Below are 17,330 nucleotides of genomic sequence, written 5' to 3' on the forward strand. Positions count from 1 at the left end.
AATATAAAAATAAATCGATTAAGCTACTTTGATTATATACCTTGCTTGTTAAGCTTCGGATAACTGATACCGAATAAAAATATCACCGCATAACAAATGATAGGCAGGTAATAAGCTGTAGCTACATTATGATTAGCGATTAACCCCATAATGGGCGGAAACAAGCCGCCTCCAACAACACCCATTACAATAAAAGAGGACGCGTTTTGAGTTTGCGCGCCTAAGTTTTTCAACCCAAGACTAAATATGGTTGGGAACATAATGCTGAAGAAGAAGTTGATAAACAGCAAAGCCACAAACGAAACCACGCCAAAACCTTGCGCCACAATGATACACATCAGGATATTGCCCAGCGCAAATATCGCCAGCAATTTATTAGGGGCTATATAGCGCATCAGGAAGGTGCCGATAAAACGGCCCGCCATCATCATCACCATACTTAATGAAAAATAATAACCTGCATGATCATTAGTCAAATGCATGATCTCATGGCCGTAGTTAATGAAGAACGCCCATGTGCCACCTTGTGCAGCTACGTTAAATAACTGAGCTATGGCCGCAAAAACAAAATGCTTTTTCTTAAACAGGCTCTCCTCAATATGCCCCTCACCGGCAACGGCATATGAATCGGTAGCCACTACATGCGGATCCTGCAATGGCGGAACTTTCAAAAATGAAAATGCCACCCCTACCAATGCTATTACCGCGCCTATTACAATATACAGGTGTTTTACCGATATCAGGTCATTGGAGTGCTCCTGCCCACCTTTTAAAACAAAATAACCACCTAACAGCGGACCGATAACCCCACCAACGCCATTGAAAGCCTGCGAAAAATTAATACGCTGGTCGCTGGTACGCTGATCACCGAGCGAAGCAACAAAGGGATGGGCTACCGTTTCGAGAGTTGCCAAGCCGCAGGCAAGTACAAATAACGCGATCCGGAAGAAGTCAAACGATTTAGCATCGGCTGCCGGAACAAACAGGAATGCGCCTGCAGCATAAAGTCCGAGCCCTAAAAGTACACCATTTTTATAGCCGAATTTTTTCATGAACATACCTGCCGGGATGCCCATTACGGCATAAGCGCCAAATAATGATAACTGCACATAGGCTGAGCGCGACTTTGAAACGTGCAAAACTCTTTGGAAATGTATGTTCAACGTATCGCCGAGGGTCATGGCTATCCCCCAGAGCATAAATAATGAGGTAACAAAAATAAGTACGACAAGGAACTTACGTTCGGTAAATTTAGGTTTGGTATCCATTGTGCAGGTTTGTATGTTAATTGGACCGGTAAATTAGTTTAAAACTTCAATGTACCAAAGGCTTATTATTTATTTTTCTGTGGTTAGCGGATCGTTATAAGGCTGTACCAATAATTTCAACTGATCCTTACCCAGCAATCCCCATCAAACTCTATCCTGATATCCTTTGATTCACCTTTCATAAGCGAAAAATAATTATCATTCATGATGGCCGGTAAAATCTGCGCGCCTGTACTTGACTTAGTTGCCTGCACACGGATAGCAAAAGCAACTGTTTTTGACGACGATGGATTACTGATCTTAACATATACATAGTACTTGCCATTAATTTGTTTTGTAGCCGATGACACTTTCAGGTTAACCTTTGGCAGTTGATTAAGAGCGGTAAAATCTGTCCGTTTATTCCCTCGCCAGTAAAAATTATCCGATACCAATTTCCCATTTTTATCGATCAGCTTCAGTTTGATGAAGTGAACATCGGTAAGGCCGCTGCTTTTGGGAGCACCGCCGTACACCTCAAAATCCCAAAGTGAGTAGCCCCAATCCGAGCCGCGCTGCAAACCGTACATACGCACATAGCGTCCTTTTACCTCATCGAAAGTGATTTGCTGCACGCCAACATGGCCGTCACGGCTTTCATAAACATCTTTCCAGCTTTTGGCATCATCAGATACCTGAATTTTGAAAGCTTTGCCATAAGCCTCTTCCCAATTCAATTTAGCGCCGTTTATTTCCAGCTCCTTCCCGAGATCAACATAAATCCACTCCGCATCGTTGGAATTACTGGCCCACCTACTGCCCGAATTACCATCAGTTACAGAACCGGCTTCGCCCGTAGTAGTTGATGACGCAAAAGCCGGTTTGTTTAATGCAAGGTTTTCGCGATTATTGGCAAAAGCCATGATAAAGCAATTTAAGGCGGTATTTGATGGTGCATCAATAGTTTTTGAGAGGCTGTATTGCTTTACGATTTGCCCGTCGCTGTTATAAACATCGGCATAAGCTGTCAACCCATTTTCATCGTTACGGGTTGTATTAATGACCTTAATGGCATTGTTTACCGGGTTCCATTGAATATGCAGCGGTTCACAGGCTTTCTTTGCCCCCCAGTAAGCACCGGTTAAATCATAATAGTAGTCATAGGTTTGCCACACCAATGATGGGTAGGCCGACTGGCTCATCCAGGTCATGATACCAGAAGCATCTTCCCAAATGTTATCTTCCCAACCCTCGTACATAGCCTTATTGGTTTCGATGTTTAATAGCTGGGCCTTTCGGCAATAATCTTCAATACCCGAAGCCGCACCATATCTGTTTTTAATGCCGTCATCATACCTGTCGGGCCCGGCATTACCTGCCGACGGGCCGAAGAAATGCAGGTTCCACATTTCATTACGGGGCCACCACTTATCCTTCGGCATAAACTTTTTAAAGCTATCAAAATTGGTAAATACCGCTGTGCCAATCTCGCTACGTAAGCCCCAACCCTGGTTTCCGCCAAAACCATTAGGAAAACGGCTAAAATACCAGCGCGGATCAAAGTTAGTCCACGGGCCGCTGCCTGTCAGGTTACCTGCATGCGAATTGGACTGGTAGTATCTATCGTTACCATCATAAGCGCTGATATCCTCCCGAAGCCAGTTATTAAGCGGCGGCAAAGGTTCACCCTCATTATCACCGCACCAAATGGCAATTGAAGGGTGGTTCCTGAACCGTTTTATTTTTTCGATGGCATTAGCGTTAAAAGTATTTACATCATTAGGAAGGTTAGGGATAGAATTAAGCCAGAAATCATCCCAAACCATAATACCATATTTGTCGCAGGCGTCATAAAACTCTTCATCGGTAGTTGATCCAATCCAGTTGCGGATAATGTTAAAATTCATCTCTTTATGCAAACGTACTTTGGTATCATATTCATCTCCCCTGCAACGAAGCATATATTCGGCCATGCCCCAGTTACCGCCTTTCAAAAACACTTTGGTGCCGTTCACATACAAATGCAAAACATGACCAACGGTATCATAACTGTACTTCTTAATGCCAAATTTGATCTGTTTGCTATCAGATACTTCATCGCCGAGCTTCAGGCTTAAGTTACAAGTATACAGATTGGCATCACCGTAGCCATTCGGCCACCAGAGTTTTGGGCCGTTTATTATCAATTGCGAAAAATGTTTAGGATCGATTTTGATCTCGGCATTACTGTTAGCCCCAACAAATACTTTTTGGGTAAACTGAATATTTCCAGGATTAATAATGCCTGTTAACACACCTGTTTGAAAAACATCAGTATTATTTTTCACGCCAAGTGAAACAGATACTTCGGCACGAGCTGTGGTAGGCACGTCTGTACGAATCCAGGGATCATTGATGATAAAGCTTCCGGTATTGGTCAGGTATACATCATCAGTGATGCCGCTATTAAGGCCTGGAACGTAAGGCATCCAATCCCAACTGGCGCTGGGAATATAGGTTGGACTGGCATAATTCACCAATGGGTTTAGCGGGCAATACACCAAAACAGCCAATGTATTGGCACTGGTTTTATTAACCAGTTTAGTTACATCATAAATCCCACGTTGCATAAAACCGTCTAAACTGCCAATCTTTTTCCCGTTAAGGTAGATCTCGGCTTTGCGGTTTATACCCTTAAAGTTGAGCCAGATCTTTTGTTTGGTAAAATTGGCGGGGATATTAAACTCTGTACGATACCAGAAATTGCGGTCGTATTTCTTTTTATCGACTTTATAAATATTATCTCCAAAATTGGGATCCTTTTCTAAACCGGCATCTACATATGATGAGAATACCGTACCAGGAACAATGGCCTTCACCCAATCTGCGGCCGCGTAGCCGTTTTTGTAGATGTCGAGGCTGTCGGCTCCGAGATCTGCCTGTGCCATTACTTTCCAGGTTATTTGTTTGTTGGTGTTGTTCAGGTAAAATATTTCCTGTGCCGATGCCGCATTAAACAACAGTAGCATGGTTGTAATTAGCAGGGCCAGTTTCTTTAATTTGTAAATATTGATCATAAAATCGTTTTAGCGAGTGTATATTTAAAAGACGTCATTGCGAGGAACGAAGCAATCCCAAACTATACAGAGCGGCTCTGCAAATCGGGGATTGCTTCGTTCCTCGCAATGACGATTTTCATTATTCTTCTTATTTCTTTTTACTGAGATTTCGAAAGCGAAAACGGCCTGTCTTCAGGCGCTATCCCGCGGTTTGTAGCCGGCTTATCCCCCATTTCAAAGTGCAATACTCCTCCGTTCATGATATCTGCCTGGGTAATCCAGTTATGGGTATATGGTTTGCCATTAAGTGTAGCCGATTGAATATACACATTCTCCTTGCTGTTATTATTAGCCTCAATCACGAACTTTTTGCCATTTTCCAAAGCAATAGTCATCTTTTTAAACAGCGGACTACCAATCACATATTGATCGGTGCCGGGGCAAACGCTGTAAAAGCCGGCTGCACTCAATACAAACCATGACGACATCTGACCTTCGTCCTCATCGCCGGGATAGCCGTTTTCGCCCGCGTTGTACATTTTATCCATCACGTTGCGCAGATGTTGCTGGGCTTTCCATGGCTGGCCAGCATAGTTGTACATGTAAAGCAAATGGTGAATAGGCTCGTTGCCTTGGGCGTATTGCCCCATTTTAAATTCGGCCATTTCCGTCATTTCGTGAATTACCTGTCCGTACCCTCCTACTTTGATGGTTCCCGGCTCGGTAAAAACGGAATCTATCTTGGCGGTAAAATTCTTCTCCCCGCCCATCAGGTTGATGAGCCCTTGCGTATCATGAAAAACCGACCATGTCCAGTGCCAGGCATTGCCTTCGGTATAAGGGCCGCCCCAATCCATCGGGTCAAAAGGCTCAATCCAGTTACCCTGTGCATCTTTCGAGCGCATAAAACGCGTTTTTGTGTCGAACAGATTTTTGTAGTTGTACATCTGCCTTTCAAAAACATCCTCATAAAATTTATTGCCGGTAAGCTTAGCTAATTGGTAGCCACAAAAATCGTCGTAAGCAAACTCCAGTGTCCAGGCGGTTGAACCAAGGGTTTGCGGTGTAAACGGCACATAACCATTGGTATAATATTCTTTCCAACCCGGGCGCCCGTTAGCACTACCCCATGGACCTTTGTTCGTTGCTTCGTGATAATAGGCTTCCAGGGCTTTTTTAGGATCGAAGGTGCGAATACCTTTTACCCATGCATCCGTTAACAAGGAAATAGAATGGTTGCCGAGCATACCACCGGTTTCAGCCGGAAATGACCACGCGGGAAGCCAGCCACACTGCTGTTGTGCATCAAGCAGCGCCTGTACCAACTGCCCCTCCATTTTAGGATGCAGTACTGTATTCAAAGGAAACTGGGCGCGGAAGGTATCCCAAAAACCATTATCGGTATACATATAACCGTCATGAATTTTACCATCATAAGGGCTGTAATAGTATGACTTACCATCTTTACCATATTCAAAAAACTGGTGCGAAAACAGGTTAGCATGGTACATACAGGAATAAAATGTAGCCTTTTGATCTTCAGTACCGCCCTCAACGGCCATACGGCCAAGCAACTGGTTCCATACCTTGTCTGCTGCTTTATGGGTATCGTCAAATGATTTAAACTTACCCAGTTCGGTATTTAGCGTAAGTTCAGCTTGTTCGGGACTGATATAGGACGAGGCTACTTTAGCCTGCACGGTTTCGCCATCTTTAAATTGGATATAAGCCCCAACACCCTCTCCCTCTGCAGTTTGATTTTTTGCGGCAAGGGTATTCTTTTTATTTTCCCAAGTGCCATAATTGACGAAAGGCTTATCAAAAATAATAACAAAGTAATTCCTGAAATCTTTTGGTGCCCAGCGGCAATTGTTCACATAACCGGTTATTTTACGTTCGGCGGGGATGATCTTCACTTCGCTCATTTTGGTGTAACCATCCAACACAAGGTATGAGGCTTTACCTTTCGGGAACGAAAACCGCAAATGTGCTCCCCTTTCGGTGGGCGACATTTCGGTGATGATATTGTTATCAAGCTTTACCTTGTAGTAACTGGGCTGAGCAATCTCGTTATCGTGACTAAATGATGCCGCTCTTTCATCTTCATTGACAACCAATTTACCGGCGACCGGCATCAGCGAAAACACCGCATAATCATTAACCCATGAGCTACATTGGTGGGATTGCTGAAAACCGCGGATGGTATGCTCAAAATACTGATACTTCCAGCCATCGCCATTTTTACCTGTCTGCGCAGTCCAGGTATTCATGCCGAAAGGTAATGAGGTAGCCGGGTAGGTATTACCGTACGAAAACTCATACTTAGTATTGGTACCCTGCCGGGTGTTCACATACTTTACAAGATTAGTTTCCTGGGCAAACAGGTTTCCGGCATAAATAAGCGCAACAGCGCAAATAAGCGAACGTATTTTCATTGGTTTATAATGGTATCGGTGGCCGATTTGTAGAATAATTAGCCTCTGAACAAAATTAACAATTAAATCGATTTAGCAAAATAACATTTTAAATAAGATTACGGCAGAAAGAATCTCCCTGAAAGTTCATTTAAAATATTGGCTATTCAAACTTTACCCTGATAAACCTTGGCCGGTACAGGTTGGGATATTTCTTCAGGTCGTTTAAAAAGTCAACGGAGTTTATGTTGTAACTGATCAGCAATTCACCGGGCTTTGATAAACTTGGATGTGCCTTGGCATTATAAACTACAAACGTTTTGGCGGTTAAATCCGGTTTGCAATCCCACAATTTAATGATCGGTCCGAATGGACCAACTGGACTTGCTCCTATCCGCATGCCTACAGATGTAGTCATCCCCCCTACCTGGAATATCAAGGCATAACGGCCATCGGGCAACGGGCTGAAGCTTAACTCATTTGATACACTGCTGGTTACATTAGCAACCTGTTCCATATCGCTTACCCAGGCTTTTCCGTCGTAGAAAGTCCACTTACTATAATTTTCAAAATCTTTGGGTAAAACACGGGCAACCATTAAGTGCTTGGCCATTCCTCTCACTCCATAAACATAAATGTAGCCATCGGGCTTGGGCGCGCCGGCCTCTTTAGTATTTACATAGATTCCTGCACCAAACGAACCACTTTCTCCCTTTTTGTCCATCAGGTAAAACGGCGTATCCATTTGCTTGAGGTCTTTGTAAGGCGGTTTGCTGTTTGCCGGAATCTTGATCAACGTATTACCAACCTCTCTGAAACCGAATGCTTCATTGCTTACATTATGAACCCGGTACCCAAAAATGTAGATATTGTTATTCAGCGCCTGGTCAACAAAGCCATCGCCAAGCCAATAGTAATCTGTAAGTCCGGTGTTAGGTGTATGCGGGATAAAAACCGACTCGGGTTCGCCTTTGGCATTCTTATCCCAATAAAATTTCATCTGCTTATCCAGAGGCTCGTTGCCTTTTAATTCGGCTACCGCATTATGGATCATTACAGCTCCGGGCGCTGTAGTATTGTCACGTACAGCGCCAATCATGCTGTCACTAAAAATAAAAAGCACTTTCTCATTGGCTTTTGCGTGGCCGGTCTCCCTGCCATTTAAGGGGATAGTATAAATACCGTCGCCGCCAAACCAGCCCGAATCACGTTTTAACAAAGCCGACCATTCAGGCGCGGCCTCAACTTTAAATTTAATATTGGTTATATCAACTGTATCAGCCTTCTGAGCAAAGGTTTTGTTTGTTAAGGTCAGGCTCAAAAAAGCTAAACAAGCAAGGATATTTTTTTTCATTTCGATATTTATAATACAGGTAAATGTTTGTGCTGATGGGTTCTGTGTTTAATAATCAGGGTAGCAAAACCTGTTAATCCCCCCAATAGCATTAAAAAGCCAATTAAGCCCGCCTGTGTAAACGGCAAGCCTAAAAAATGATACACCGGATTTATACGGATCTGCTCTACCAAAAAGCGTTCGGTACCGTTAAGCACAAGGTACAGGAAAAACATAAAGCCTGGTGTAATTATACGTTTACGAAAAGCCCACATGAGCAGGAACATCCCAATACACAATGTAGCCTCATAAAACGGTGTAGGATAAACAGGATTAGCCAGTTGATTGCAATAATTACCGATACACCCAGGTATCGGCATACCGGAATTTATAGCATTATGCGGATAGCTAAACGACCACATCCAATCGGGTAACCAATTCAACATACTGGGTTTTAAGTGCATATTAACCTTCCCCCAATCGCCATCACCGGAAAGCTGGCAACCAATACGGCCGATACAGTAAGCCAGCATCATGCCAGGCGAACCAATATCTGCAAGATGCACCAGTTTCATACGATGCCGGTAACCGATGTACAGATAAGTCAGCGCACCAAATATCAACCCGCCATAATAAGCAAACCCGTTGGCAGAAAATATAGCACCCAGCGGGTCATATCGCAACCTGCCAAAATGCTCCACAATGTCAAACAACTTAGCCCCAATAAAGCCGAAAAAGCCAACGCTAAAAACAATCAATCCCATTAATTGATAAGGATGTACCATGTACTCTGTTGTTTGCGGTTTGGGCAGCGCGAATTTCTTCCGGTCGTTATATATCCATAAAGCAAACGCTCCGCCGATAAGGATTCCGGCGGTTAAATTTCCCTGCAGCGAAAGAATATAAGCTCTTGGATTGGCTGCAAATGTCTGGTAGTTAAAAACAGCCCCGAAAAGCTTAAAACCAAATAAAAAGCCCGGCAAAAAATTAATGATCATTTCAGCAGCCGAAGCAGGCTTTCCAACAATCACCTTACGCTTAAACGCGTTGATTTTCCCAATGGCTTCAAAGCGTTTAAATTCAGAAGTAAAAACTATATAGGCAAACAAAAAGGCAAGCGCTATAAAAAAACCAAGCGTTTGGATAGGAAACCCGATCCGGATATGGAAGAGGTAAAATATCAAATCGCCGATGGTTGGAAACATATCCTAAATTAAAGTTTATCTGCCAAAACAAAAAGAGAACCGGCACCCGGGGCACCGGCCTCTCTTGTGGTTTATGTATTGGTTATTAAAAGCCTGCCTGGATACCCAGGTTAATTACACGCTGGTTAATGTACGCGTCGCCTGCTGTATTGGTGGCAATCTCCGGGTCCTGCTGGTATTTTTTATAGTTGTCAAACGTAAGCAAATTGTACGCGCTCATATAGATACGGGCATTATTGATCTTGAAAGGCAACAGTTTAGTTGGTAGCTGGTAGCCGATATCAACCGTTTTTAAACGAACGTAATGCGCGTTCAGCAACCAGTAATCAGAGAAATAGGCGGTCGGGCTGTTTACCGAAGTTGGATTGGTAGTTAACCTCGGAAAAGCCGCGTTAACCGCGTTTTCGGGCGTCCAGCGTTCCTGGTGTATCGGCTGAAACTGGCTTTGGAATGGTTCGATACCTGTACCAATAACCGCGAAACTGTAGTTGAATGATCCCTGCAAAAGCACGCTCACACTAAAACCTTTGTAAACTGCCTGTAATGACAGGCCAAGTATAGTGTTTGGCAGGTTGGGATTACCGATTGGTCTTTTATCAAATACGTTGATGACACCATCGCCATTTAAATCCTGGTATTTCAAATCGCCCGGCTGCAACGGGATCCCGTTATCAGGTACGGGAACCGATTTGCTTCCGGAATTGATCGCGGCAATATCAGCAGCGGTATAATATCCCATGAAATGATAACCATATTGCTGACCGATAGAATAGCCTGTTTGTGCCAGCCATGGATAAGCTGGTGTAGCCTCATCTTCAAACAAGATCTTGTTTTTGGCATAAGAAAACACGAAACCCACGTTGTATTGTACTTTGCCAAGGGTACTGTGGTAGCTGATCTGCCCGTCGAAGCCCTGGTTACGGGTTTTACCAATATTTATTGCCGGTAAGCCAACACCTAATATCTCAGGCACACTACCCGGGGTGATCAGCTGATTGTAACGGATATCATGGAAGTAATCGGCAGTGATGGAGATCTTATCGTTAAATAAGTTGGCATCCAAACCAATGTCAATTTTTTTGGCGCGCTCCCAAACAACCGTCGGGTTACCCAATGAACCTTCGTATATGGTAGTGTAGTTTTGGGCAGTTTCTCCAAAATTGTAGCCACCGCCCTGGTTATATACCTGGTTGTATACATAACGGTTACCCGGCGCTGCATCCGAACCAACCAAACCGTAACTTCCTCTCAGTTTCAGGAGACTGAAAACCGGCATAGCTTTTTCAAAAAACGACTCTTTTGCAATATTGTAGCCAAAACTCACAGCCGGGAAAATACCAAAGCGGTGATTGGCCGCAAAGCGGTCGGTACCGTTATAGGCTACGTTAAAATCAAACAGAAACTTCTGCTTAAAATCATAGCCAACCTTGCCCGATACGCCGCGGAATTTCTGCGGAACACCCACCTGCGCACCATCAAGCAGCGGATAGGTAAAATAGGTCTGTGACGTTTGGTTGAATAATACCAGTCCCGAAAAATGGTGCGAACCACGGAATGTCCTGTCGTAATTAGCGTAAAGCTGAAGGTTATAATTATTAGTGCTGATATCGGTACTTCCCGTTAGTGCATAAGTTTGATAAACATAAGTAGCACCCGGCCTTAATGTGTATTGGTTAGTTGCAAGGTCGTAATGATAAGCCGGGATCCCGCCGTTAAAAATTTGTTTGGTAAACTGCTCTATGCTGGAATATGCTACCCTACCTGTTACCGAAAGCCCATTGGTCAAATCATCCAATCGTTGAGTAGCGCCAAAAAGCACGTTAAAATCCGTACGGCGTGAGTGCTGATAACCACCTGTAGCCAGCCTTGCATTTAGCGTTGGCAGGTGATCGGGGTTAAATGATGAATAAGCGTATGAATAGCTTCCGTTTGGATTAAGATACGGCGCGGTAAAAGGCGTTTCCTTAGTAAAATTGTATACTTCACTAACAGCGTTCTCATTGTAGGGCTGGTTCAAATCGGAGAAACGGGTGGTGATATCCAAGCGTAAGTCAAGCGTTTTGTTGGCTTTCAAATCGAGGTTTGAGCGAAAATTGTAACGCTTAAAATAGTAATTGGTATTCACCAAACTTTGCGGGTCGGCAAAGTCACGCACTAAACCATTTTGATTTAAGGCACCTCCGGAGATAAAATATTTCACCCCTGTTGTACCACCTGAGATATCAAGGTTTGCATTGGTTTGATAGGTGTACTTTTTGAAGATTTTATTATACCAATCCACATTGGGGTGCCCGTATGGGTCCGATCCGTTTTTAAACAGGTCGAGGTCCTGCTGGGTAAAGCTAAGCGGAATGCCGTCATTGTGCTGCGCCTCGTTAATTAGTACTGCTGTATTATATGAATCTAAAAACTGCGGCGTTTTAGTTGGCTGCTGTATACCGCTTTCAACACGGAGGTTTACTTTAGGTGTACCGGCCTTGCCACGGCGTGTGGTAACCACCAATACACCGTTGGCTCCCTTAATACCGTAAATTGCAGTAGTGGAGGCATCTTTTAGGATAGAAATACTTTCTATCTCATTTACGTTGATTTGTTGTAGCTGGTCATAGCTATATTCGATATCATCCACAATAATAAGCGGCTGGTTGCCTGAAGGGTTCAATGAACTTACACCACGGATATAAAAATCAGATGCATCCTTACCCGGCTGACCGGAAGCCTGTTGTGAAAAGAAACCAGGAAGCTTACCTGTCAACGCGTTTTGCACGTTGGCTGTTGGCACTGTACGAATTTCACTGGCGGAAATAGAACTTACGGCACCTGTATTAGTGATACGTTTTCTTGTTCCGTAAGCCACAACCGCAACCTCGTCCAAACCATTGGTATTGGTTTGCAGGATGATATCCATCCGGCCGGCTTCTGATACCCGGAGTTCTCTTGGAATATAACCGATAAAACGGACTATAATAGTGTTCGATTTTCCTTTAAGTACAAGCCTGAATTTACCGCTCTGATCTGTAATGGCGCCGTTATTGGCAACGCTTTTTTCAATAACCGATACCCCCGGCAATACCCCGGTAATATCGCGCACAGTACCTGTTATGGTTCGGCTTTGCGCAAATGACACTGCCGGGAGCAGGATCATTAATATCTGGAAGAAAAGTATTATTTTTCTCATAAAGCTTAATTTTTTTGATTTAACTGAATCGGTTTTGAGATTACCATCCTGGATTTTGTTTCATATTCGGGTTTTTCAAAACCTCATCATAAGGTATCGGGTACAGGTACATCTTGGGCGATTCAAATTTGGTAGTGAGGGCCGTTACCACATTGTAAGTAAGACTTGAACCTATCTTCACAATGCTCATCCCCTTTTGGGCCTGGTTCATCACCGTACCGGCAATTTTCCAGCGGCGGATATCAAAATAGCGGTTCTCTTCAAAAGCCATTTCCACACGGCGCTCATTTTGAATAATGGTGCGCATCTCGTCTTTAGTCATGCCGGCTTTAAGTCCATAATTACCGGTACCCGCATCAATCCCGCCACGTTTCCTGATGCTGATCACCGCGTTATACACATCGGCAGTAGCCCCGGCCGATTCGTTAAGTGCTTCGGCGTAACCTAAAATCACATCGGCATAACGGAGTATCTGCCAGTCGATCACGTGGGCTGCGTAGGCATTGGTATTTTCGAAGTTGCCCATGAACTTGCGCATGTAGTAACCGGTTTTGGTTTGCTGTAACGAGCCGTTAGGTTTGCTGATGCCACCTTCAAACAATTGCAGATCGGAGTTAAGCCATCTTGTACCGTTGTAAAGCACAGTGTATGTTAAGCGGGGATCACGGTTTATGTAAGGGTTGTCCGGGTTATAACCTGATGCGGGATCGGTAATTGCCAAACCGTTTTGCATCGGGAAGGCATCAACCAATTGCTGGGTTGGACTGGTTTGTCCCTTACCTACCGCCCCTGTAAAGCCTATCGGTCCGTTGGTGGTTTCTATCGATGATGAATTATCAGTTTGGCGAATAAAGATATTTTCCGAACTATTCTGGGTCAGGAATACATCTTTGAAACTGGGTAGTAACGAATAAACATTCAGATCCATTACTGCTTTTTCAGCAGCGGCGGCCTGCGCCCATCTATCGGCACTGAAATCGGTATAACCAGTCAGCGGATTTGAAACATCAATATTTTGCCCGTTAAACAAAGGGCTTGCCGCGTACAGTAGCACCTTTGCTTTTAAAGCCATAGCCGCGCCTTTGGTTGGGCGGTGATAGTCGGCATTAGGGTTGCTCAGCGGGGCGGTCATCAGTGTGTCTTTGATAGCATCGCATTCGCTTACAATGTATTTGATACAATCGTCAAATGAATTTCGGGGCAGGGATACGTCATCGGTTATGGTAAATACTTTATTGCCCAATAATGGTACGCCGCCATAGCGTTTAACCAGCTCAAAGTAATACAGCGCCCTTAAAAAACGGGCTTCGCCTTTCCATACATATTTCATGGAGTAACCATTGTATTTAGCCATTACCGGCACTACATCTATGTTATTTACAAACTCGTTTGCCTTGCGAATACCGGCGTAATAATATGCCCACAGATTTTCGTCAGTAGGAACAGTATAAGAGTTGTAAGCCGCCGTTGACAGTACGGTAACCTCGTTTGACGCGCCTGCAGCCGATGATATGGCATCGTCACTCGCAGCATCAAGGTAATCACCACCAATCCTGCTATGGCCATTTTGTAATGATGCGTAAATCCCGTACAGGAACATCTGAGCATTAGTTCCCAGCGAGTCCTTTTTATCAAATACGTAGTTAATGGTCACCTTATCAACCGGGAATTGCTCGTATTTTTTACAGCCTGCCATTACAGAAATGATGCCCGCGGCCGCTAAAATTATTTTGTTGAAATTCTTCATGATCGTCATATTTTATGATGGCCAAAATCAAAGCTTAATGTTAACACCGGCATTTATCACCCTTTGAATCGGGTAAGCAGTGCCATATACTTCCGGATCGAAATCTTTATAGCCATAAAGCGTATACAGGTTTTCGCCGTTTACAAATACCCTCAAGCCAGAGAGCCTGAGTTTGTGCGCCCATTCATAAGGCAGGTTATAGCCGATCTCGGCATTTTTAAGCCTCACATAATTGCCTTTTCGTAAATACAGTGTTGAATTGGCAGTGTTATTGGCATTACCAAGTGATAACCTCGGCGCGGTCGCAGTCGCGGCGGTTTCAGGTGTCCAGCGACCTAAAATAGTCTCGTATCCCTGGCCACTGTAAGTAAGCCCCAGGAAGCCCACTCCGGCAAAACCATTCACCTGCGAATTGTTGAACATCAGCTCGCGGTTGGCCACACCCTGCAACAGGAAGCTCAGACTAAAGCCTTTGTAGTTAAAACCACTTGATAGCCCGTAATAAACCAGAGGCCGGTTACCACCGATGGCCGAAACATCAAACTGGTTAATGATATGATCGCCGTTGAGGTCTTTGTATTTTACGTCACCTGCCTGTGCCGTGTAGCCTGTAGTTGTTGCGCTGGTTGCTGCATCCTGAGCATCTTTGAAATAGCCAATGGCAGTGTAGCCATAAATAGCTGTAGTTGAACGACCAGTATGCCTCATCCAGGGATAAGGATATGGTTCCTCATCGCTAAAAATAATTTTTGACGATTGGATAGAAGCGTTACCTGAGATAAAATAATTAAAGTTTTGAATATGATTTTGATAGGTTAAAGTAAGTTCAGCGCCTTTATAAAGATTAATACCTAAATTTTCGTAAGGATATGAAGTACCTAACAATGCAATACTATTCCCTCTAACCTGTAGCAGATCGTAATACCTGTCCCTGTAAACATCAGCGGTAATATTGAAATGATCATTAAACAGTGAAATATCTGTACCTACATCCAGTTTGCGGGCTTTTTCCCAACGGATGTAAGGGTTGGCCAGCGTATTTTCATAAAATCCTTGTACCGGGCTTTTTGAGGTACCGGTACTATACGAATAGCCGTTTGTAGCACCGTAGGTTTGTAAAAAGTTATAATAGCCGAAATTATCTACATTGTTATTACCTGTTTTACCATAGGTTGCGCGCCATTTCCATGAGTTAATCCAGTTGAAATTATCCTTGATAAAACCTTCTTTCCCCATTTGCCAGCCGATACCACCTGCATAAAACAAGCCGTACTGGTTACCGGGAGGATAACGGTTATAACCACTGCTGTTGGCGGCAGCCTCAATAAAGTACTTACCGTCATAGTTATAACCGGCTTTTAGAGCGCGGTTCGTTGTTACCTGCGAAAGGTCATAGTTTAACACCACCGAGCGCACATCATATAAAGCCATACCTGTAAAATTGCTTTTACCGAAAGTCCTGTCGTAATTAACCGATGCCTGGGCAAATGAATAGCGGGCGCTCGATACGGTACTATATGAATTGCTTTGCGCAACCGATGATCCTACCGCCGAATAAGAGCTATCCGCATTAAACGAGTAAGCATTGTTCTGCAACGAGCGGTTTAAGAAGCTTTGCGATGAAAAAGCAAGATTCCCCTTTGCTTTGGCAGATAAACCCGGAGTAATACTATTCAGGTCATAATTGAGGTCGAGGTTGGCAAGTACGTCATTACTGTTGGTACGCTGATAGCCTGAAAACTCGGTTTGTGAAAGTAAGTTATTGGTATAAGTAGTTGTACCGCCAAATGATTTGTTTGGGTTGTATAATGGATAAGCATTATTTGGCAGGCTATAAAGCGTGTTCAATATGTTTCCATACCCTGCTCCCGGCTGTGTGCTTTGCTGAACGCGGCCAAACAATTGCAGATCAACCGTAAACTTTTTTGTTACGTTAACCGCCAGATCGGAGTTGATAATATACCTGTTAAGATCGTTATTGGTGTTGTAAGGCACAGACGGATCCTGGCGGAACATCCCTGCCTGATCGAGATAATTTAATGAAACACTATAACGCGCTACTTGTGTACCACCATTTACATTAAGCTTGTAACTGGTCATGGGCGAGTTATCGCGCAATATTGTTTTGAACCAGTTGATATCCGGATGCCTTACAAGATCGGTATGGTTGCGGTAAGCATTAAAATCAGCAGCACTATAAAGAGCAGGCTTACCATCGTTCTGCAAAGCTTCGTTATATAAATAAGCATATTGATAAGCGGGCAGCGGGTTGGGTAAACCCAAAGGCTGCTGAATACCGGTTTGTGCCGTGAACGAAATATGAGGCGTACCGGCTTGTCCGCGTTTGGTGGTGATCAGCAATGTTCCGCGCGAGCTATTGATACCCAGCATAATATTTGAAAGCGCATCTTTTAAAACTGAAACGGACTCAATACTTTCAGGATCAAGCGAAGCTATCTCACGTTGAACACCATCAATAATGGTTACCGGCGCCTGTCCTCTTAAAAACAGGCCAAACTCGCTATTATCATTAGCCGAATAGTTATTGTGCTGCACTACCGCGCCAATAAAATCGTTTACGGTCTGTACACCTGTTTGGGGAGCAGCGAAACCGTTATATTGTTGGGTATATAAACCTGGCAATTGTCCGGGCAAGGCGTAAGTATATAAAGTAGAAGGTGTTGTAGTTAGCTGATTGGTATAAATAGTTGATATGGCACCTACACTTTTTGCTGTGCTAACGGTATCATAAAGTACATTGATGGTTTTGGGCTTCTGTATATAAGTATCTAAAAGCCTTACCCTGATACCTGTAGTGTTTTTCACAGCAACCTGGCGGGCGTTATAATTTGCGGCGGTAAATACCAACATATCGCCTTTGGTAGCATTAATAGCGAAAGCGCCGTCTTTACCTGTAGTTTGGGTACTATTATTTCCTTTATTGGTTACCCTAACACCCTGCAGCGGGTTGTCGTACTCGTCAAGTACGATACCGCTTGCCTGACCGGGTTGTGCAGGCACCATGGCGGTAGTATCCTGCTGCGCAACTGCATAACCGGCCGTGGCCAGCATCAGTAACAACAGTGTAATACCTGTTAAGCATCTCTTTATGTAGCAATAAGCCATATTTTTCAGGTTTAAAATTGTTGGCAATAGGTTTAAATATCG

Annotated in this window: 8 protein-coding genes; all 8 read right to left on the minus strand. The window is 43.9% G+C overall.

Annotated features, from left to right (window positions below; genetic code table 11):
* Nucleotides 1-32: 32 nt before the first annotated feature.
* Nucleotides 33-1,268 (minus strand): L-fucose:H+ symporter permease, encoded by a 1,236-nt coding sequence (fucP, locus tag ACEN9X_RS27765; RefSeq protein WP_413668227.1) that lies wholly within the window; start codon nt 1,266-1,268, stop codon nt 33-35.
* A gap of 116 nt (nt 1,269-1,384) precedes the next feature.
* Nucleotides 1,385-4,303, minus strand: a complete 2,919-nt coding sequence (locus ACEN9X_RS27770) for a discoidin domain-containing protein (RefSeq protein ID WP_413668228.1) — start codon at nt 4,301-4,303, stop codon at nt 1,385-1,387.
* A 140-nt stretch (nt 4,304-4,443) separates the two neighbouring features.
* Nucleotides 4,444-6,720 carry a GH92 family glycosyl hydrolase gene (locus tag ACEN9X_RS27775; protein WP_413668229.1) on the minus strand — a complete coding sequence of 759 codons (2,277 nt, stop codon included), beginning with the start codon at nt 6,718-6,720 and terminating at the stop codon, nt 4,444-4,446.
* Between the two features lie 142 nt (nt 6,721-6,862).
* A complete protein-coding gene (locus tag ACEN9X_RS27780) occupies nt 6,863-8,053 on the minus strand; it encodes a hypothetical protein (RefSeq protein ID WP_413668230.1) in 1,191 nt (396 codons plus the stop codon).
* Nucleotides 8,054-8,061: 8 nt separating this feature from the next.
* Entirely contained in the window at nt 8,062-9,237 is a 1,176-nt protein-coding gene (locus ACEN9X_RS27785; RefSeq protein WP_413668231.1) for a prolipoprotein diacylglyceryl transferase, read from the minus strand.
* Between the two features lie 85 nt (nt 9,238-9,322).
* Nucleotides 9,323-12,415 (minus strand): SusC/RagA family TonB-linked outer membrane protein, encoded by a 3,093-nt coding sequence (locus ACEN9X_RS27790; RefSeq protein WP_413668232.1) that lies wholly within the window; start codon nt 12,413-12,415, stop codon nt 9,323-9,325.
* A 40-nt stretch (nt 12,416-12,455) separates the two neighbouring features.
* Nucleotides 12,456-14,162 (minus strand): RagB/SusD family nutrient uptake outer membrane protein, encoded by a 1,707-nt coding sequence (locus tag ACEN9X_RS27795; protein WP_413668233.1) that lies wholly within the window; start codon nt 14,160-14,162, stop codon nt 12,456-12,458.
* Nucleotides 14,163-14,189: 27 nt separating this feature from the next.
* The gene (locus ACEN9X_RS27800) at nt 14,190-17,288 is read right to left on the minus strand and encodes a SusC/RagA family TonB-linked outer membrane protein (RefSeq protein WP_413668234.1); all 3,099 of its coding nucleotides are present in this window, start codon (nt 17,286-17,288) and stop codon (nt 14,190-14,192) included.
* Nucleotides 17,289-17,330: the final 42 nt, after the last annotated feature.

This window comes from Mucilaginibacter sp. Mucisp86 (genome assembly GCF_047324315.1).
GTDB lineage: Bacteria > Bacteroidota > Bacteroidia > Sphingobacteriales > Sphingobacteriaceae > Mucilaginibacter.

Bases quoted from the DNA above. Each gene is read 5' to 3' on its own strand.
- fucP (WP_413668227.1), bottom strand. From the start codon at position 1,268: ATGGATACCAAACCTAAATTTACCGAACGTAAGTTCCTTGTCGTACTT.
- ACEN9X_RS27770 (WP_413668228.1), bottom strand. From the start codon at position 4,303: ATGATCAATATTTACAAATTAAAGAAACTGGCCCTGCTAATTACAACC.
- ACEN9X_RS27775 (WP_413668229.1), bottom strand. From the start codon at position 6,720: ATGAAAATACGTTCGCTTATTTGCGCTGTTGCGCTTATTTATGCCGGA.
- ACEN9X_RS27780 (WP_413668230.1), bottom strand. From the start codon at position 8,053: ATGAAAAAAAATATCCTTGCTTGTTTAGCTTTTTTGAGCCTGACCTTA.
- ACEN9X_RS27785 (WP_413668231.1), bottom strand. From the start codon at position 9,237: ATGTTTCCAACCATCGGCGATTTGATATTTTACCTCTTCCATATCCGG.
- ACEN9X_RS27790 (WP_413668232.1), bottom strand. From the start codon at position 12,415: ATGAGAAAAATAATACTTTTCTTCCAGATATTAATGATCCTGCTCCCG.
- ACEN9X_RS27795 (WP_413668233.1), bottom strand. From the start codon at position 14,162: ATGAAGAATTTCAACAAAATAATTTTAGCGGCCGCGGGCATCATTTCT.
- ACEN9X_RS27800 (WP_413668234.1), bottom strand. From the start codon at position 17,288: ATGGCTTATTGCTACATAAAGAGATGCTTAACAGGTATTACACTGTTG.